Below are 18,508 nucleotides of genomic sequence, written 5' to 3'. Positions count from 1 at the left end.
TGTAGATACATGTAGATGCCCACGCCCTGCCTCTCCCGCCGCGGCGTCTTGGCCGGCATGGCGGGTCTGGCCATGCTCGGCGGCCGCCCTGCCCGCGCGTTTCCCGCGACCGACGTCACCTTCCTGTTCATCAATGACGTGCATGCCTGCCGCACGCGCGACGGGCTGAGCCCGAACTGCGAGAAGGAGGGCAAGACGGACCAGAACCTGCTCCGCCACATCCGTGCAATCAACCGGATCGAGGAAGCGGTCTGGCCGGTTGAGATCGACGGCGTGGCGACCTCCCTGCGCTCGGCCGGCGAGACCGTGGCGGCGCCGCGCGGCATCGTGCTCGGCGGCGACATGACCGACGACGGAGGCGGCCAGAGGGCCGAGCCGGAAGAAGGTTTTCAGCTTCTCCAGTTCAGCGAGCGCTACCAGATGGGCGACGGCGACGACGCGGTGCATTTTCCTGCCTATGCCGGCCTCGGCAATCACGACCTCGATCAGGACGGGCCGAAGGACAACGTCGATTGGTACCGTCGCGAACTGCGCGACTATGTCGAGCTCAACCACCGGCCAGGCCTGTTCTTCAAACCGATCGTGCCGGCCGACAATTACGACGTGGCGTCGGACTGCTATTCCTGGAACTGGGACGGGCTGCATCTCGTGCAACTGCACCGCTTCGGCGGCGACACCGACAAAGGGGCGGTCAGCTCGCTCGACTGGCTGGCTCGCGATCTTGCGCGGCACGCGGCCGACGGGCGGCCGGTCGTGCTGTTCCAGCACTACGGCTGGGACACGTTTTCGGTGGAGCGCTGGGACGCGGCGGCCGTGACCTTCGACGATGAGGGTTCGGGCCCGCCGCACTGGTGGAGCGAAGAACAGCGCGCCGGGCTGCTCGACACCGTGAAGCCTTACAACATCGTCGGTATATTCCACGGCCACGAACACGATGTTCCGATGATCTACAACCGCGGCGGCTTCGATCTCGTCAAGCCGAAGGCGGCGTTCATGGGCGGCTTCGGGCTTGCCCGGGTGACGAACGGCTTCATGGACGTCGCGCTCGGCGAGGCCGACGACGGCGGCGGCGTGCGGTTCGTCAAGGCGATGTCGAAGCCGCTGGGCTGAGCGGTCAGACGGGCGAGCGGATGCCTCGACGCCTTCGTATAACTGCCATCCCTCCGGTGCTAAGGCATTGACATCGAAGCTGTGACGGCCTGATTTGCACCGCAAGCTTAGAAGGGCGCTCTGCATGCGGTCTCGCCTCGAATTATCGGCAATAGTGGTCGTCTGCCTGATGACGCTGACGGCCTGTATCGGCGTTTCCAGACAGGAACTGCTGCTTCTCGGCTCGACCGTCACGCCCGCCAAGGTCGATTTCGTGGAGCTCGGCGCCTATGCCAGCCGGTCGAAGGCGGCCTATGCGACCGAGGCCGCCATCCGCTCCAAATATCCTGCGACGGTGAGGGTCGGTTCGCCCGGCAAGACCGACGCACAGTATTTCCTCGAACAGGACGACAAGGCGAAGGTCCAGTACATCGCGATACGCGGGACCGCCAACCGGCGGAACCTCATAGAGGATGTCGAGATGAGGATCCGCGAGGATCTGGCGCTGGCCATCCCGGTCCATGCCGGGTTCGACGGGACAGCGCGGGTCCTCTACGCCGATATGACGCCGTCTCTAAAGCGGGACTACACGACCTACATTACCGGGCATTCGTTGGGCGGCGCGCTTGCCGCGCTGCTCGCGATCCACATGATCGAGGACGGATACAAGGTCGACAAGGTGGTCACCTTCGGACAGCCCAAATTCACCACCACCGACGGCGTCGCAAAGCTCGGTTTCCTGAAACTCACCCGCGTCGTCGACGAGAACGACATGGTGCCCATGCTGCCGCCAACCACGATCGTCAATCGCCTCTACGGGGTCTATGAGCACGCCGGTCCCGAGATCATCCTGCTCGATGGCCCTCACTACGTTTTCTTGCCGACACACGATGCGGGCCGCATCTCAATTGGCGAATTCGGGCGCTCGCTGAATATCGCCGACCTGAAAGACCACCATATGGACAACTATCTCAGCCGGCTCGCGGCCAAGAGCGGCGGTGCGGTCGCCGTGTCCTACGACGAGCGCGAAAAATACGTCGCGCCGAAGAAGAAGGTGGCGAGCAACTAAGTCGCTGCTTTCGGGCAAGAGGACCGCTCAGCTCCGTCCGAGCAGCGCCTCGTTCACGTTCCACATGTCCTTTTCCGCGGGCGCGTTTTCGAGATCGAGCACCGGGACGAGCGCGCGCAAGTGATCGTGGTGGGTGCGCACGCCGTATTCGAGATCGGACAGATAGAAGCCGGCAAAGGACTGCGACAGCATCGACTCGTTCGACCACACGGAAAGCTGCACGTCCTCGGCCATGGTGTCGCGGTCGATGCGGTAGGCGAGGTAGCGGGCGGCGGCCTGCGCGCGGCTCTCGTCCTTGTAGCGGTAGATGGCGCCGCGCAGCAGCGTCTCGCCGGTCGACAGCGGGAACTCCTGATAGAACTGCACCGATTCCGGCATGATCGACAACGCGTTGTTGGGGAAGATGCCGTAATAGATCCACGCCTTGCGCAGGTGTTCGGGCAGATGCGTCGGCTCGGGCGCGACGTTGATGTAGTTCCTGACGCTCCAGCGGCGGCCGGCATGCGGGTTGTAAGTGGCGAAGGAACGCGACACGCCGCCGACGAAGGGCTCGTCGAAATAGGTGGCGCCGTAGAGGTCCTGCAGCGCCGGATGCGCCATGGCGACGTGATAGCCCTCATTGTCGACGTCGCGCACCGACTTCCAGTTGACCGGGCTCTTCTGGGTCCAGATGCCCCAGGACGGAACCATGTCCTCGACATGGTAGTGCGCCAGTTCGGCCGCGACCGGCTTCATCAGCTCGGCCACGGAAGGCTGCGGGCCGGAGTGGAAGCGGATGAAGATGAAACCCATCCAGACCTCGAGGTCGAGCGGCGCCAGGCCGAATTCGGTCTTGTCGAGATCCGGGAAGGAGCGCGGGCGGGCAGCACCCCTCAGCGTGCCGTCGAGATTGTAGACCCAGCCGTGGAACGGGCAGACCAGCGCGTTCTTGCAGTTGCCCTGGTTGTCGGCGACGACTCTGGAGCCGCGATGGCGGCACAGATTGTGGAAGCCGCGCACAACGCCGTCCTTGCCGCGCACGATCAATGCCCGCTCGCCGACCACGTCCATGGTCAGGTAGTCGCCGGCATTGGGCACGTCGGAGACGTGTCCGGCGATCTGCCAGTGGTTGCGGAACACGTGCTCCTTCTCGAGCTCCAGCAAAGCGGGGCTGTGATAGGCCCAGCCGGGCAGACCGCTTCTGTCCCAATCGTTGGGAACCGCCACGTTCCGGGGATGTGGGTTCATGTGAAGGCTCTGTAATTGTTGAATATTCATTCAATATGCGCATATTTTTCATTCATTTGCAATAGCTTACGCGAATTCAGGCGGCCACGTCGAACCGTACGGGACAGCATCGGCCTGAAAAAATCCCGCGTTTTCCGGATGTTAACCGGAAGTCTTGGGCAGGTATTTTGGGAACAGACGCGGATCAGACGAAGAGCAGCTTTTCCCGCTCGACGACGCCGGTGATGAACCCGGCAACGGCCTGGATGCGGCGGAGCGGCCGCACGCTCTCATGATAGACGAGCCAGTAGGCCCGGCGGATCGGCTTGACCGCATCGACCGGCACGAGATCGGGCAGCGCGCGGGCAATGAAGGCGTGCAATATGCCGATGCCGGCGCCCGACCGCACCGCCTCGACCTGGCCGAGCGCCGACGAGATGGAGAAGGCGGCGTCCCAGTCCGGTGAAAATTCCTGCGCATAGGCGAGCGACGGGCTGAAGACGAGGTCGGGCACATAGCCGACGAGCCGATGGTTCTTCATGTCGGCAGGCGTTGCCGGGAGGCCATTCGCCTCGGCGTAGGCGCGGGAGGCGTAGAGGCCGAGCGAATAGTCGACGAGTTTCTGCGCCACCAACCGGCCTTCCGCCGGACGCTCGGTGGTTATTGCGATGTCGGCTTCGCGCCGCGACAGTGAGAAGGAGCGCGGCACCGGCACGAGTTGAATCCTGAGGTCGCCGTGCCGGGCCGTCAGCGCGCCGAGCCGCGCGGCCAGGAATGCAACTCCGAAGCCGTCGGGCGCGCCGATGCGCACGATCCCGGAGATCGCCTCATCGCCGCCGGCCAGCTCGGAGCGTGCGGCGATCATGTCCGCCTCCATGCGTTCGGCGGTCTGGAGGAAGCGCTCGCCGGCCGGCGTCAGCTCGCTGCCGGTGGTGAGCCGGCGAAACAGTTTCGCGCCGAGCGCGTCCTCGAGTGCCACGACGCGGCGCGAGACCGTGGCATGGTTGAGCTCCAGCCGGCGCGCCGCGCCGAGGATCTGCCCGGCTCGCGCGACGGCGAGGAAGATGCGGACGTCGTCCCAGTTCATGCAGACCCTTGGGTGACGCGTCTATGCGCCAAATGAAGCGCTGATCTTACACGTTCTTCAATTTGCGCACAACAGTTCCGTTCTCCCTAGCGTTGCCAAGGCAGGCGCAAAGCGGGACAATGGCGGCACAAGAGAATACGCCAGGGAGCGAGACATGATCGAATACGGCCATTTCATCGGCGGCAAGCGGGTCGCCGGCACCAGCGGACGCAAACAGGACGTGATGCAGCCGATGGACGGCACGGTGCGCGGCACCGTCGCGCTCGCGTCCGCCGCCGAACTGCGCGCCGCCGTCGAGAACGCCAAGGCTGCGCAGCCGGCCTGGGCGGCGACCAACCCGCAGCGCCGCGTTCGCGTGCTGATGAAGTTCCTCGAACTGGCCGCTCGCGAGAACGACGCGCTGGCCGAGATGCTGGCCCGCGAGCACGGCAAGACCATCGCCGACGCCAAGGGCGACATCCAGCGCGGCCTGGAAGTGGTCGAGGTCTGCATCGGCGCGCCGCATATGATGAAGGGCGAGTTCACCGACGGCGCCGGCCCGGGGATCGACGTCTATTCGATGCGCCAGGCGCTCGGCGTGGTGGCGGGCATCACCCCGTTCAATTTCCCGGCCATGATCCCGCTGTGGAAGATCGCGCCGGCGATCGCCTGCGGCAACGCCTTCATCCTGAAGCCGTCGGAGCGCGATCCGGGCGTGCCGATCCGCATCGCCGAACTGTTCCTCGAGGCTGGCCTGCCGGCCGGCATCCTCAACGTCGTCAATGGCGACAAGGAGGTGGTCGACGCCATCCTCGACGATCCCGACATCAAGGCCATCGGCTTCGTCGGCTCGACGCCGATCGCGCACTACATCTATTCGCGCGGCACGGCGAGCGGCAAGCGGGTGCAGTGCTTCGGCGGCGCCAAGAACCACATGATCATCATGCCCGACGCCGACATGGACCAGACGGTCGACGCGCTGATCGGCGCCGGCTACGGCTCGGCCGGCGAGCGCTGCATGGCGATCTCGGTGGCGGTGCCGGTCGGCAACGATACGGCCAACAGGCTGATGGAAAAGCTGATCCCCCGCGTGGAAAACCTGAAGGTCGGCCCGTCGACCGACAGCTCCGCCGATTTCGGCCCGCTGGTGACCAGGCAGGCGCTGGAGCGTGTGAAGGGCTACGTTGACGCCGGCGTCAAGGAAGGCGCAAAGCTGGTCGTCGACGGCCGCGGCTTCTCCATGCAGGGCTATGAGAACGGCTACTACATGGGCGGCTGCCTGTTCGACGAGGTGACGCCGGACATGAAGATCTACAAGGAGGAGATATTCGGACCGGTCCTGTCGGTGGTGCGCGCGCCGCGCTACGAGGACGCCATCAAGCTCGCCAACGACCACGAGATGGGCAACGGCGTGGCGATCTTCACCCGCGACGGCGACGCCGCCCGCGATTTTGCATCCAGAGTCCAGGTCGGCATGGTCGGCATCAACGTGCCGATCCCGGTGCCGATCGCTTATTATACGTTCGGCGGCTGGAAAGCCTCGTCCTTCGGCGACCTCAACCAGCATGGGCCGGACGCCTTCCGCTTCTACACCAAGACCAAGACGGTGACCTCCCGCTGGCCGTCAGGCGTCAAGGACGGCGCTGAGTTCGTCATTCCGACGATGAACTGACGCCCGCCGATTGTTGCACTGCGCGTCCTCGCCTTCGGCTGCGGTCGCGCGGGCGGCGTCAAGGACGGCGCGGAATTCGTCATTCCGACAATGAACTGAGGACTGGCATCGATCGCACGAAAAAAGGGCGCGGCTCAGGCCGCGCCCTTTTTTGCCTCCAGATGTTCCGAATAGCTGGATGGCATCGATCTTGTGGGCGCGATCGGGACTCACCATATATGGAACATAGTGGGAACGCCGAGTAAGGTGAACCACTACGGCAGACCGGAACACAGAAAGGAGCGACGCGATGACGACGTCGGGACCGGCCTGGATCGTTTCGGCAAGATGAAGCCGTGAAAACACCGCTCCTTTGCCGGAACGCGATGGCAAAGGAGGTGCCCTATGGCACGCAAATCGTTGGAAAAGTGGATCGGAGCGCTCGCTGTAGCCGTGACCCTCGCGGCAAGCACGGGCGGCGCGCAGGCCCAGTACAGCCAGTGCGCCGACCACGGCGAGCTCGTCGCCCATCTAGGCAAGAAATATCAGGAAAGTCAGTTCGCATACGGCACGATCGGGCAGATCGCCGTCATGGAAGTCTTCGTCGGCAAGACGGGGACCTGGACGGTGATCGTCACCGACCTGAACGGCCTGAGCTGCATCATCGCTGCCGGCGAGAACTGGGAGAACTCCCCGATCCTCTCGGATGAAACCACCTGACTGGCGGAAGTCATTCATGCAGAATTTCCGCCCGTTACGGTTCGTGATGGAACGACGGAGCGGCGGATTCGCTTGATCCGTCACGGTCGCCGCTTGCGATCGGCATCAAGAAAAGTCCTGAGGCCTTATAGGCTTTGGAAACTTGGCCCGTTGCCCGGCTCAAGCGGCAGGAGATGTCGACATGAAACGCGAGATGGTACTTTTCCCGGCTCTGATTACCGGCCTGCTGGCGATGACGGCAACGCCCTCACCGGCTGGAAGCTTCTGCGCCAACCGCACCGAAATGGTGAAGTCGCTTTCCGACAAATTCAAGGAAAACCCTGCCGCCCTCGGCCAGATCGACGGCAGCGCGGTTGTCGAGATCTTCGTTTCGGACAACGGTACCTGGACCATCCTGGCGACCGGGACGGACGGCAAGAGCTGCGTGCTTTCGGCCGGCGAAGGTTTTGAGATCAACGTCGCCGCATTGGGCGACGGCGCCTGATCGAAGATGCCCCGCCGCTTGCGCGGCGAGCTCAAGCTCCCTATAGTAGGCAATATCACTACTTTTTGGAACGCCCCTCATGGAAGAGACCGTCTCGGCCGCGGAAGCCAACCGCGAATTCTCAAAACTCCTTCGCGGCGTGCGCGAGGGTAACAGCTATGTCGTGACCAGCCACGGCCGTCCCGTGGCGAAGCTGGTGCCGTTGACGGAGGAGATGAGTAGGCGGGAAGATGCCAAACAGAAACTATTGAAGCGCCTGAGGAACCAACCTGCGCTCAATGCCGGGAAATGGACCCGTGACGAGCTTTATGAGCGCGATCGGTGAAGGTCGCAACCGACACCAATGTCCTCGCCTATGCCGAGGGCATTGATGATCCACAGCGCGAGAAGATAGCTCAGCATCTCATAGATGCCATTCCGAGCCAGGATCTGGTAATTCCGGTCCAGGTACTTGGAGAACTCTTTCAAGTGCTTTGCCGAAAAGGCAAGTTCACGCGCACCCGTGCGAGGGACGCCATGCTGGAGTGGCATCAGGCCTCGGTGGTTGTGGGCACTACGCCACAAGCTTTCCTTCAAGCTGGGGAACTCGCCACTCGCCACGATCTGAACTCGTGGGATGCTGTGATCCTTTCCGTGGCGTCTCAGGCCGGTTGCCGATTGCTCTTGTCCGAAGACATGCAAGACGGCTTCACCTGGGGCGGCGTCACCATCGTGAATCCCTTCGCGGAAAAGCCTAACCCGCTTCTTGCCGCTTTGCTGGAACCACCGGCATCCTGATCGGCAGTAACCGCCGCGCCGCAGCCTCGGCATGCGCGCCGAGCAGCGCCATGAGCCGCTCGGCTTCCGCGCCAGCGGCCTTCTCGTCGCCCTCCAGGATCGAGCGGATCAGCGCGACATGGTGCTCGGCGGCCTCGGCGAGCCCGGTCCCCGCCTTGTAGCGGAACCAGAAGCGCCGGCTGTGGGTCTGCAGCGGAGCCGCGACGCGCGCGGCAAAGGGATTTTCCGCGGCGAGCGCCAGCGCTTCGTCGAGCGCCTTGTCGGCTTCGAGGAAGGCGATCACGTCGCTCTCCACCACCGCCTTCTGCATGCCGAGCGCGGCATCGTGAAAACGGGCGGCGGCCTCGCGCGTGACGTAGCGGGCCGCGGATCGGGCAAGTACGATCTCCACGCCGCGCCTGGCGTCGATGACCCGCAGCCAGTCGCCGGGATGCAGCGGCGCGATGGCGAGGCCGGCGCGCGGCCTGACGTCGACCAGGCCTTCCCAGGCGAGCCGTTGGATTGCCTCGCGCACCGGCGTGCGGCCAAGGCCGAGGCGCTCGATCAGCGCGCCCTCCGTGGCGACGCTGCCGGGGGGCAGTTCCAGCGTTACGATCATGCGTTCGAGGGCGTGGTAGGCCTTGGCTGCCGCCGGCTCGCTTGTTGATGTATTGGTTGAAGTGATCAAGCAGGTCCCCGTCTGATATATTTTCCATCTATCACAGCGCGACAGCCATTGACAGGACCTGCGGCGTCAAGATATATTGCTGATATATCAGATGGAGAAAACCTATGTGGGCCGGTGTATTTCCTGCAGTCACGACCAAATTCACCGCTGACGGCGAGCTAGACCACGCCGAGATGGAGCGCTGCTTCGCGCTGCAGATGGAGGCCGGCTGCGACGGCATCATCGTCTGCGGCTCGCTCGGCGAAGGGCCGATGCTTTCCCACGACGAGAAGATCGAGGTGCTGAAGACGGCCCAGAAGGTGGCCGGCAAGAAGCCGGTGCTCTTGACCGTCAACGAGGCCGGCACCCGCGAGGCCGCGACGATTGCCAAGCGTGCCGCCAAAGCCGGCGCAAACGGGCTGATGGTGGTGCCCTCCCCGATCTACCACACCAACCCGGACGAGACGGTGGCGGCGCTCCAGGCGGTGGCGCAGGCCGGCGACCTGCCGGTGATGATCTATTCCAACAAGATCGCATACCGCGTCGACGTGACCATCGCCGACATGGAAAGACTGGCCAAGGACGAGCGCTTCGTCGCCATCAAGGAATCGTCCGACGACATCCGCCGCTCGACCGACATCATCAACCATTTCGGCGATCGCTATGACCTCTTCACCGGCGTCGACAACCTCGCCTTCGAGGCTCTGTCGGTCGGGGCGATCGGCTGGGTGGCGGGGCTGGTCGTCGCCTTCCCCAGGGAAACGGTGGCGATCTGCCAGTTGATGAAGGCGGGCCGCCGCGAGGAGGCGCTGGCGATCTACCGCTGGTTCCGCCCGCTGCTCGACCTCGACGTCTCGACCTATCTCGTCCAGAATATCAAGCTGGCGGAAGTCCTCGCCATCGGCACCAACGACCGGGTGCGCATGCCGCGCATGCCGCTGATGGGCGAACGCCGAGCCATGGTGGAGAAGATCGTGAAGCAGGCGATCGCGACCAGACCGGAACTGCCGAAGTTTTCGGTGGCGAAGGCGGCCTAAAGGACGAGCTGAAACTAGACCTATGCCTCGGTCAAGGGTGTCGGCTTTGAGTATAAACGCCGAAGGAAGCGACATCGCCATCGTCGGGGCCGGCATCATCGGCATTTGCGCGGCGGCGTATCTGGCCGAGACTGGTCACAGGGTCACGGTCATCGACCGCACCGGCATCTGCGAAGAAACGAGCTCCGGCAATGCGTCGGCCTTCGCTTTCTCCGACGTGCTGCCGCTCGCCCACAAGGGTATTATGAAGAACCTGCCGCGCTGGCTGGCGGACCCGCTCGGGCCGCTTTCCATCCCGCCTTCCTACCTGCCGAAACTCCTGCCCTGGCTCTGGCGCTTCTGGCGCGCCGGCGATCCCAGGAACTACGAGACGAGCCTCGCCGCGCAGGCAGGGCTGATGAAGCTGTCGGAGCCCGAATGGATGGGTCTGCTCGACCGCTCCGGCACGAAAAACATGTTGCGCGAGGACGGCTCGCTGGAGCTCTACGGGAGCGAGGTCGAGTTCCGCGCCTCCTTGCCGGGCTGGGCCGCGCGCGACCGTTTCGGCATCAAATACCAGCATATCGATAGCGAGGAACTGGCTGGACTTCAGCCCGGCCTGTCGAAACAGTTCGTCAAGGCAACCTTCGTACCGGGCTGGAAGACGGCGGACGATCCGAAGCTTCTCGGCAAGGCGATCTGGGCCTATGCCGAGCGGATGGGCGCGGAGTTCGTCAAGGGCGATGTCGGGCTCGTAATGCCGTCGAAGGACCGCGTCTCGATCCAGCTCAAGCACGGACGCACGATAATGGCGCGGCGGCTTGTGATCGCCGCCGGCGCCTGGTCGCATCTCCTGGCGCGCCAGCTTGGCGACAGGATTCCGCTCGAAACAGAGCGCGGCTACAACACGACGCTGCCGGCCGACGCCTTCGACGTGAAGCGGCAGCTGATCTTTCCCGGCCACGGCTTCGTCGTCACGCCGCTTGTCACCGGCCTGCGTATCGGCGGCGCGGTGGAGCTTGGCGGGCTGAAGTTGCCGCCCAACTACGCGCGCTCGAAGGCGATGCTCGAAAAGGCGAAAATTTTCTTGCCCGGCCTGAGGACCGAGGGCGGCAGCGAATGGATGGGTTTTCGCCCCTCTCTGCCGGATTCCTTGCCGGCTATCGGCCGGTCGAAATCCCTAGCCAACGTGTTTTATGCCTTCGGCCACGGCCATCTCGGCAAGACCCAGGCCGCCGGCACCGCTTGCTTGATCCGCGACCTAGTTTCGGGCGAGGCTCCGGCGCTCGATCTTGCTCCCTTCAGCCCGCAGCGTTTCTGAGGATTTCTCGCGAATGGCCCGACACACCTTCACCTGCATCGACGGCCACACCTGCGGCAATCCTGTGCGGCTCGTCGCCGGCGGCGGGCCGTTGCTGCATGGTTCGTCGATGATGGAGCGCCGCGCGCATTTCCTCGCCGAATACGACTGGATCCGCACCGGCCTCATGTTCGAGCCGCGCGGCCACGACGTCATGTCGGGCTCGATCCTCTATCCGCCGACGCGGCCGGATTGCGACGTCGCCATCCTTTTTATCGAGACGTCGGGCTGCCTGCCGATGTGCGGGCACGGCACGATCGGCACGGTCACCATGTCCATCGAGAACGGGCTTGTGAAGCCGAGGACGCCGGGCGTGCTGCGCCTCGATACGCCGGCCGGGCTGGTGATCGCCGAATACAGGCAGGAGGGCGACTATGTCGAGGAAGTCAGTATCACCAACGTGCCGTCATTCCTCCACGCCGAAGGCCTGACGGTGGAATGTCCCGACCTCGGCGAGATCAGGGTGGACGTCGCCTATGGCGGCAATTTTTACGCCATCGTCGAGCCGCAGGAGAATTTTCGCGACATGGCCGATTATTCCGCCGGCCAGCTGATCGCCTGGAGCCCGGTGGTGCGCCAGCGCCTGAACGAGAAATACACGTTCGAGCACCCCGAAAACCCCGACATCAACCGTCTCAGCCACATGCTGTGGACCGGCGCGGCCACGCGTCCGGAAGCCGACGCGCGCAACGCCGTGTTTTATGGCGACAAGGCGATCGACCGCTCGCCTTGCGGCACCGGCACCTCGGCGCGCATGGCGCAGCTCCATGCCAAGGGGAGGCTGAAGGCAGGCGACAGCTTCGTCCACGAGTCGATCATCGGCTCGCTGTTCAAGGGGCGCGTCGAGAAGGAGACGAGCGTCGCCAACAAGCCGGCTATCGTTCCCTCGATCGGCGGCTGGGCGCGCCAGACAGGCTTCAACACCATCTTCATCGACGAGCGCGATCCGTTCGCGCACGGCTTCGTGGTCAAGTAGGACGGGCCGCGATGAGCGCTGCGAGCGGGCTTCTCACCGGCACTGTACGCGCAAACTACTGCCGTCATTTGCTAATTTCGTCGAACGATCTTCGATTTTCGGGCTTGCCTAACGCCGATTCCTCAAGGACATTGCGTTGTGCCAATGATAGCTTCGAGATGGACCAAGGGCGGTTCCGGGCAGAACAACGCATCGGTGGGGCGTGCCGCAACGGCATGTTGCATCGCAAAAATTGACGTTGCAATCCGGGCTCGACACTTTAGGACTAGGGGAAAGCAAAGATAAGGAATGCGTCCTGCGGGCGACATTCTAGGGGAGCCGCGTACAGATGGAATATTTCGTCCAGCAGCTTGTCAACGGGCTGACGCTGGGATCGATCTATGGGCTGATCGCGATCGGCTATACGATGGTCTACGGCATCATCGGCATGATCAACTTCGCCCATGGCGACATCTTCATGGTCGGCGCCTTCGCCGCGCTGATCGTCTTTCTTTTCCTGGTCAGCGTCTTCGCGTCGGTCAACGTCGTGCTCTTCCTGCTGATCATGATGATCGTGGCGATGCTTCTGACCAGCCTCTACAACTGGACGATCGAGAAGGTCGCCTACCGCCCCTTGCGCGGGTCCTTCCGGCTGGCGCCGCTGATCACCGCGATCGGCATGTCGATCGCGCTGTCGAATTTCGTGCAGGTCACGCAGGGCCCGCGCAACAAGCCGATCCCGCCGATGATCTCGACCGTCTACACCGTCTTCGGCATTTCGATCTCGGCCAAGCAGATCGTCATCGTCGTGGTGACGGCCGCGCTGCTCACCCTGTTCTGGTACCTTGTCAACAAGACCTCGCTCGGCCGTGCCCAGCGGGCCTGCGAGCAGGACCGCAAGATGGCGGCGCTGCTTGGCGTCGACGTTGACCGCACCATCTCGATCACCTTCATCATGGGCGCCTCGCTCGCCGCCGTCGCCGGCACGCTCTACCTGATGTACTACGGCGTCGTGGTCTTCTCGGACGGCTTCGTGCCGGGCGTGAAGGCGTTCACGGCTGCGGTGCTCGGCGGCATCGGCTCGATCCCGGGCGCCGTGCTCGGCGGCCTGCTCATCGGTTTCATCGAGGGCATGTGGTCGGCCTATTTCTCCATCGACTACAAGGACGTCGCAGCCTTCTCGATCCTGGCCATCGTGCTGATCTTCCTGCCTTCCGGCATCCTCGGCCGGCCAGAAGTCGAAAAGGTCTGAGAAAATGGCAGCCATTTCCCCGGACCGGGTAGAGAACACCAGCACTCTCCAACGAGCGATACGCGAGGCGCTCTACGCCGGCGCCATCTCCTTTGGCCTGTTCTTCCTGCTGATCGGCGTCAAGACCGACCAGAACATCCGCAACGAATTGATCCTCGTGCAGCGCTGGGGCCTGCTCGCTATCGTGGTTGCGCTGGTCATGGCAGGCCGCTTCCTAACGGTCGCCTACCTGCAGCCCTATTTTGCCGAGCGCAAGGCTGCGCAGGCGAAGGCTCCGGTCGTTGCGCAGAGCGCCGAGAAGGCTTTCCTCTGGAAGCATTGGTCAAAGATCGCCATCGGCGCGCTGATCCTCTACCCGGTCGTCATCGTGCTGCTGGTGGGTTTCCAGGGCTCGCTGAAATGGGTTGATAATTTCGGCATCCAGATTCTGATCTACGTGATGCTGGCCTGGGGCCTGAATATCGTCGTCGGACTGGCCGGCCTGCTCGACCTCGGCTATGTCGCCTTCTACGCGGTCGGCGCCTATTGCTACGCGCTGCTCGGCACCGAATTTGGCTGGTCCTTCTGGATATTGCTGCCGGCCGCGGGCGCCATGGCCGCGTTCTGGGGCGTCATCCTCGGTTTCCCGGTATTGCGGCTGAGGGGCGACTACCTCGCCATCGTGACGCTCGCCTTCGGCGAGATCATCCGCCTGGTGCTGATCAACTGGCGTGAGGTCACCAACGGCACGACCGGCATTTCGGGCATCCCGAAGGTGACCTTCTTCGGTCTGTTCGATTTCAACGTCTCCTCTCCCTACTACATCGCCAAGGTGTTCGGCATCGCGCAGTCGGGCGCCTACTACAAGATCTTCCTCTACTACCTGATCCTGGCGCTGGCGCTGCTGACGGCCTTCGTCACGATGCGGCTGAGGCGCATGCCGGTCGGCCGCGCCTGGGAGGCGCTGCGCGAGGACGAGATCGCCTGCCGTTCGCTCGGCATCAACACCACGACGACCAAGCTCACCGCATTTGCGACGGGCGCGATGTTCGGCGGCTTCGCCGGCGCCTTCTTCGCCGCCCGGCAGGGCTTCGTCAGTCCGGAATCCTTCGTCTTCCTGGAATCGGCTATCATCCTGGCTATTGTCGTTCTCGGCGGCATGGGCTCGCTCACCGGCATCGCCATTGCCGCATTGGTGATGATCGGCGGCACCGAGATCCTGCGCGAGTTGCACTTCCTGAAGGCGGTGTTCGGCGAGAGCTTCACACCGGAACTCTACCGCATGCTGCTCTTCGGCATGGCCATGGTCATCGTCATGCTTTGGAAGCCGCGCGGCTTCGTCGGCAGCCGCGAGCCCACGGCCTTCCTGCATGAGCGAAAGGCCGTCTCCAGTTCCTTCACCAAGGAGGGACACGGCTGATGAATGCGGCACCTGCCATGAACGAGCCGATCCTCAAAGTGGAACATCTGTCGATGAAGTTCGGCGGGCTGGTCGCCATCGGCGACCTGTCCTTCCAGGCGCGGCGCGGCGAGATCACGGCGCTGATTGGCCCGAACGGCGCCGGCAAGACGACCGTGTTCAACTGCATCACCGGCTTCTACAAGCCGTCCGAGGGCATGATCACGCTCACCAGCAGCAGCGGCAAGCAATTCCTGCTTGAGCGACTGCCCGACTTCCAGATCCCGGCAAAGGCCAAGGTGGCGCGCACCTTCCAGAACATAAGGCTTTTTTCCGGCATGACGCTGCTGGAGAATCTGCTCGTCGCGCAGCACAACCGGCTGATGCTGGCGTCGGGCTACACCGTGCTCGGCCTGCTCGGCTTCGCCACCTACCGCAAGGCATCAGCGGCATCCATCGAGTTGGCGAAGCACTGGCTGGAGAAAGCCAACCTGATCGACCGGGCCGACGATCCCGCGGGCGACCTGTCCTATGGTGCGCAGCGCCGGCTGGAAATCGCCCGAGCCATGTGCACCGGACCTGAACTGCTATGCCTCGACGAGCCGGCGGCGGGTCTCAACCCGAGGGAGTCGGCCGCGCTGAACGCGCTCCTCAACGACATCAAGGACTCCGAGGGAGCCTCGATCCTGCTGATAGAGCACGACATGTCTGTCGTCATGCAGATTTCCGATCATGTCGTGGTGCTCGAATATGGACGCAAGATCTCGGATGGCGACCCAGCCTCGGTGAAGAGCGACCCGCGCGTCATTGCCGCCTATCTCGGCGTCGACGATACCGAAGTCACCGACGTGCTGGCCGCGGTCGGCGACGAGCAGGTGATCGAGGAACTCGACGGCGAGCCCGACCGGGCGCACGGACCGTCGGACTCCGCCTCGATGATGGCCGGACCGGTCTCCGATACGGTCGGCCACAGCGACGAGGCGGGCGAGGTCGTCAAGGTTTCGAGAAGCGCGTCGAAGGCCGAGCAGTACGACCGTCGCACCGCGGCCGCGCATGGACCGTTGGTTTCCAATGTCCTCGCAGCGCCGCGCGGCGGAACCGCCGACAAGCTCACTCTCATCAAGGGCATCGGCCCGGTGAACGAGAGCAAGCTGCACGAGCACGGCATCTTCCATTTCGACCAGATCGCGGCGTGGACGCAGGCCGATATCGAGGCAGTGGAGGCCTATCTCGCTTTCGACGGCCGCATCGCGCGCGAAGACTGGGTCGGTCAGGCCAAGGTGCTTGCCGGCAAGAGCGGAGGATCTCGGTGATGGCCGGCGGAGCCCTGCTCGATGTCGCGGCCGTAGAGACCTATTACGGCAACATCCGCGCGCTGAACGGCGTCTCGATATCAGTCAACGAAGGCGAGATCGTCGCGCTGATCGGCGCCAACGGCGCCGGCAAGTCGACGCTGATGATGACCATTTTCGGCACGCCGCGCGCCAAGAGCGGCACCATCACCTTCGCCGGTGTGGACATCACCCAGATGCCGACGCACGAGATCGCGCGCATGCGCATCGCGCAGTCGCCCGAGGGGCGGCGCATTTTTCCGCGCATGACGGTGATGGAAAACCTGCAGATGGGCGCCAGCCTCGACAACCTCAAACATTACGACGAGGACGTGGAGAAGGTGTTCCATTTGTTCCCGCGGCTGAAGGAGCGCATCGGCCAGCGCGGCGGCACGCTGTCGGGCGGCGAACAGCAGATGCTGTCGATCGGCCGCGCGCTGATGGCGCGTCCCAAGCTGCTGCTGCTCGACGAGCCGTCGCTCGGCCTGGCGCCGCTGATCGTCAAGCAGATCTTCGACGCCGTGCGCGAGCTGAACCGCACGCAGGGCCTGACGGTGTTCCTGGTCGAGCAGAACGCCTTCGGCGCGCTGAAGCTCGCCAACCGCGGCTACGTGATGGTCAACGGCAACGTCACCATGAGCGGCACCGGCCAGGAGTTGCTCGCCAATCCGGAAGTGCGCGCCGCCTATCTCGAAGGCGGACGGCATTGAGCGGAGGAACAATATGACCGGCATACTCTACGAAGAACCCTCGGTCTGGCAGTTCTTTTTCGTCACCTGCCTGCTCGGCGGCTGGGCGGCGTGGATGACGGGACGCGCCTGCGCGCAGACATGGCGGCCGATATCGAGCCTCGTGGTTTTCCTTTTGCTCCTCGGCATTGCCGTGCGCTTCATCCATCATGCCCTGTTCGAGGGCACCATGTTCACCGCGCAATACTACATCGTCGACACGATCGTCCTGCTCGCGATCGGTATCTTCGGATACCAGTTGACGCGCACCAACCAGATGGTGACCCAGTATCATTGGCTCTACGAGAGGGCTTCGCTCCTCAGTTGGAAGCCCAAGGCGGGCGTTTGAGTGATTTGGCGGTGAAACGGGCGTGACAACCGCCGTAAAATGGGCAAAGTACCCTTTCTGCGATAGGGTGGGCATCGCATGAAAGTTTCATTCCGCCCACTCGTTTAATGGGAGTTATCCATGAGAAAATCACTCTTGTCCGCAGTTGCCCTGACCGCTCTTGTAGCGTTCGGCGGCAGCGCTTGGGCGGATATCCTGATCGGCGTCGCCGGTCCGATCACCGGCCCGAACGCCGCCTTCGGCGCACAGCTCCAAAAGGGCGCCGAGCAGGCAGCAGCCGACATCAATGCGGCGGGCGGCATCAATGGCGAGAAGATCGTGCTGACGATCGGCGACGACGTCTCCGATCCGAAGCAGGGCATCTCGGTCGCCAACAAATTCGTCGCCGACGGCGTCAAGTACGTGGTCGGACACTTCAACTCGGGCGTCACCATCCCGGCATCCGAAGTCTACGCGGAAAACGGCATCCTGGTCATTACGCCGTCGGCTACAAACCCGCAGCTGACCGAGCGCGGCCTGTGGAACACGTTCCGTACCTGCGGACGCGACGACCAGCAGGGCGCGGTCGCCGGCGGCTATCTGGCCGCCAACTTCAAGGACGGCAAGATCGCGGTCATCCACGACAAGACGCCATATGGACAGGGCCTTGCCGACGAGACCAAGAAGGCGCTCAATGCCGCCGGCACGACCGAAGTCATGTATGAAGGCATCAATGTCGGCGACAAGGACTTCTCCGCGCTGATCGCCAAGATGAAGGAAGCCGGCGTTACGGTCGTCTACTACGGCGGCCTGCATACCGAGGCTGGCCTCATCATGCGCCAGCTCGCCGACCAGGGTGTCAAGGCGACCTTCATGTCGGGCGACGGCATCGTGTCGAACGAGCTCGCCTCGATCGCCGGCGATGCGGTTGACGGGACCCTGATGACGTTTGCTCCCGATCCGCGCAACAACCCGAACGCCAAGGAGCTCGTCGAGAAGTTCCGCGCCGCCGGGTTCGAGCCGGAAGCCTACACGCTCTACTCCTACGCCGCACTGCAGATCGTCGCCGCCGCCGCCAACAAGGTCGGCGCCTCTGACGACGCCGCGAAGGTGGCTGATGCGATCAAGGCGAATGGCCCGTGGACGACTGCTATCGGCGACATCGGCTACGACGCCAAGGGCGACATCACCCGTCCGGACTACGTGATGTATACCTGGAAGAAGGGTGACGACGGCAAGTACACCTACGTCCAGAATCCGTAAGCTGGCGAGACGTTCGCTTGCAGATGCCCGGCGCCGACGCGCCGGGCATTTTTTTTGGGTCGAGCTTCGGATCATCCGAAACCGGCTTCCACCTGCGGGCTCCGGGAGTGCCCTCGTTTTAATCGATTGAAGCGCGCTGCCTTTTTTGTTTGCACTGCAGCATTTTCCCGTTAATCATGAGCTGCTGTT

19 protein-coding genes are annotated in these 18,508 nt (G+C 63.6%); 16 read left to right on the top strand and 3 right to left on the bottom strand.

The annotated features are described in order from the left end of the window. Window positions 1–15 precede the first annotated feature (15 nt). Both ABLE71_RS09045 and ABLE71_RS09040 read left to right on the top strand, forming a co-directional pair. On the top strand, window positions 16–1,110 hold the full coding sequence (locus ABLE71_RS09045) for a metallophosphoesterase (RefSeq protein WP_348783005.1): 1,095 nt from the start codon (window positions 16–18) through the stop codon (window positions 1,108–1,110). Between the two features lie 124 nt (window positions 1,111–1,234). After that, window positions 1,235–2,158, top strand: coding sequence for a lipase family protein (locus ABLE71_RS09040; protein ID WP_348783004.1), 924 nt, complete (start codon window positions 1,235–1,237; stop codon window positions 2,156–2,158). Window positions 2,159–2,185: 27 nt separating this feature from the next. Here ABLE71_RS09040 and ABLE71_RS09035 read toward each other — a convergent pair whose 3' ends face one another. Both ABLE71_RS09035 and ABLE71_RS09030 read right to left on the bottom strand, forming a co-directional pair. After that, the gene (locus ABLE71_RS09035) at window positions 2,186–3,385 is read right to left on the bottom strand and encodes an aromatic ring-hydroxylating dioxygenase subunit alpha (RefSeq protein ID WP_348783003.1); all 1,200 of its coding nucleotides are present in this window, start codon (window positions 3,383–3,385) and stop codon (window positions 2,186–2,188) included. Between the two features lie 184 nt (window positions 3,386–3,569). Continuing rightward, on the bottom strand, window positions 3,570–4,451 hold the full coding sequence (locus ABLE71_RS09030) for a LysR family transcriptional regulator (RefSeq protein WP_348783002.1): 882 nt from the start codon (window positions 4,449–4,451) through the stop codon (window positions 3,570–3,572). Between the two features lie 154 nt (window positions 4,452–4,605). Here ABLE71_RS09030 and ABLE71_RS09025 point away from each other — a divergent pair, with 154 nt between their 5' ends. The 5 genes from ABLE71_RS09025 to ABLE71_RS09005 all read left to right on the top strand — a co-directional run bounded on the left by ABLE71_RS09025 (window position 4,606) and on the right by ABLE71_RS09005 (window position 8,062). After that, entirely contained in the window at window positions 4,606–6,102 is a 1,497-nt protein-coding gene (locus ABLE71_RS09025; RefSeq protein WP_348783001.1) for a CoA-acylating methylmalonate-semialdehyde dehydrogenase, read from the top strand. Window positions 6,103–6,486: 384 nt separating this feature from the next. Beyond that, entirely contained in the window at window positions 6,487–6,801 is a 315-nt protein-coding gene (locus ABLE71_RS09020) for a hypothetical protein (RefSeq protein WP_348783000.1), read from the top strand. Window positions 6,802–6,982: 181 nt separating this feature from the next. Continuing rightward, window positions 6,983–7,285, top strand: a complete 303-nt coding sequence (locus ABLE71_RS09015) for a hypothetical protein (RefSeq protein WP_348782999.1) — start codon at window positions 6,983–6,985, stop codon at window positions 7,283–7,285. Between the two features lie 79 nt (window positions 7,286–7,364). After that, window positions 7,365–7,610 (top strand): type II toxin-antitoxin system prevent-host-death family antitoxin, encoded by a 246-nt coding sequence (locus tag ABLE71_RS09010; RefSeq protein WP_348782998.1) that lies wholly within the window; start codon window positions 7,365–7,367, stop codon window positions 7,608–7,610. Further along, window positions 7,607–8,062, top strand: coding sequence for a PIN domain-containing protein (locus ABLE71_RS09005; RefSeq protein WP_348782997.1), 456 nt, complete (start codon window positions 7,607–7,609; stop codon window positions 8,060–8,062). The genes ABLE71_RS09010 and ABLE71_RS09005 overlap by 4 nt, the downstream gene beginning before the upstream one ends. Here ABLE71_RS09005 and ABLE71_RS09000 read toward each other — a convergent pair. Further along, window positions 8,019–8,660: a GntR family transcriptional regulator gene (locus ABLE71_RS09000; protein WP_348783704.1), complete on the bottom strand. Its 642-nt coding sequence runs from the start codon at window positions 8,658–8,660 to the stop codon at window positions 8,019–8,021. The genes ABLE71_RS09005 and ABLE71_RS09000 overlap by 44 nt on opposite strands. A 173-nt stretch (window positions 8,661–8,833) precedes the next feature. Here ABLE71_RS09000 and ABLE71_RS08995 point away from each other — a divergent pair, with 173 nt between their 5' ends. The 9 genes from ABLE71_RS08995 (at window position 8,834) to ABLE71_RS08955 (ending at window position 18,319) form a co-directional block, all read left to right on the top strand. Next, on the top strand, window positions 8,834–9,745 hold the full coding sequence (locus tag ABLE71_RS08995; RefSeq protein WP_348782996.1) for a dihydrodipicolinate synthase family protein: 912 nt from the start codon (window positions 8,834–8,836) through the stop codon (window positions 9,743–9,745). Between the two features lie 52 nt (window positions 9,746–9,797). Then, window positions 9,798–11,045 carry an FAD-dependent oxidoreductase gene (locus ABLE71_RS08990; RefSeq protein ID WP_348783703.1) on the top strand — a complete coding sequence of 416 codons (1,248 nt, stop codon included), beginning with the start codon at window positions 9,798–9,800 and terminating at the stop codon, window positions 11,043–11,045. A 13-nt stretch (window positions 11,046–11,058) separates the two neighbouring features. Then, window positions 11,059–12,060 carry a 4-hydroxyproline epimerase gene (locus ABLE71_RS08985; protein ID WP_348782995.1) on the top strand — a complete coding sequence of 334 codons (1,002 nt, stop codon included), beginning with the start codon at window positions 11,059–11,061 and terminating at the stop codon, window positions 12,058–12,060. 328 nt (window positions 12,061–12,388) lie between these two features. Next, the gene (locus ABLE71_RS08980) at window positions 12,389–13,291 is read left to right on the top strand and encodes a branched-chain amino acid ABC transporter permease LivH (RefSeq protein WP_348782994.1); all 903 of its coding nucleotides are present in this window, start codon (window positions 12,389–12,391) and stop codon (window positions 13,289–13,291) included. 4 nt (window positions 13,292–13,295) lie between these two features. After that, window positions 13,296–14,690: a high-affinity branched-chain amino acid ABC transporter permease LivM gene (gene livM, locus ABLE71_RS08975; protein ID WP_348782993.1), complete on the top strand. Its 1,395-nt coding sequence runs from the start codon at window positions 13,296–13,298 to the stop codon at window positions 14,688–14,690. Further along, entirely contained in the window at window positions 14,690–15,982 is a 1,293-nt protein-coding gene (locus tag ABLE71_RS08970) for an ATP-binding cassette domain-containing protein (protein ID WP_348782992.1), read from the top strand. Before livM ends, ABLE71_RS08970 begins: the two co-directional genes overlap by 1 nt. Next, window positions 15,982–16,710, top strand: a complete 729-nt coding sequence (locus ABLE71_RS08965; RefSeq protein ID WP_348782991.1) for an ABC transporter ATP-binding protein — start codon at window positions 15,982–15,984, stop codon at window positions 16,708–16,710. Before ABLE71_RS08970 ends, ABLE71_RS08965 begins: the two co-directional genes overlap by 1 nt. A gap of 13 nt (window positions 16,711–16,723) precedes the next feature. Further along, complete coding sequence (locus ABLE71_RS08960; protein WP_348782990.1) at window positions 16,724–17,077, top strand: DUF6867 family protein; 354 nt, start codon at window positions 16,724–16,726, stop codon at window positions 17,075–17,077. Window positions 17,078–17,197: 120 nt separating this feature from the next. Beyond that, window positions 17,198–18,319, top strand: a complete 1,122-nt coding sequence (locus ABLE71_RS08955) for a branched-chain amino acid ABC transporter substrate-binding protein (protein WP_348782989.1) — start codon at window positions 17,198–17,200, stop codon at window positions 18,317–18,319. The last annotated feature ends 189 nt before the right edge of the window (window positions 18,320–18,508 follow it).

The organism is Mesorhizobium sp. KR9-304, from assembly GCF_040049215.1.
Taxonomy (GTDB): Bacteria; Pseudomonadota; Alphaproteobacteria; order Rhizobiales; family Rhizobiaceae; genus Mesorhizobium_K.
The sequence above is the reverse complement of the archived record's forward strand: the minus strand, read 5'-3'. Positions and strand labels throughout refer to the sequence as shown.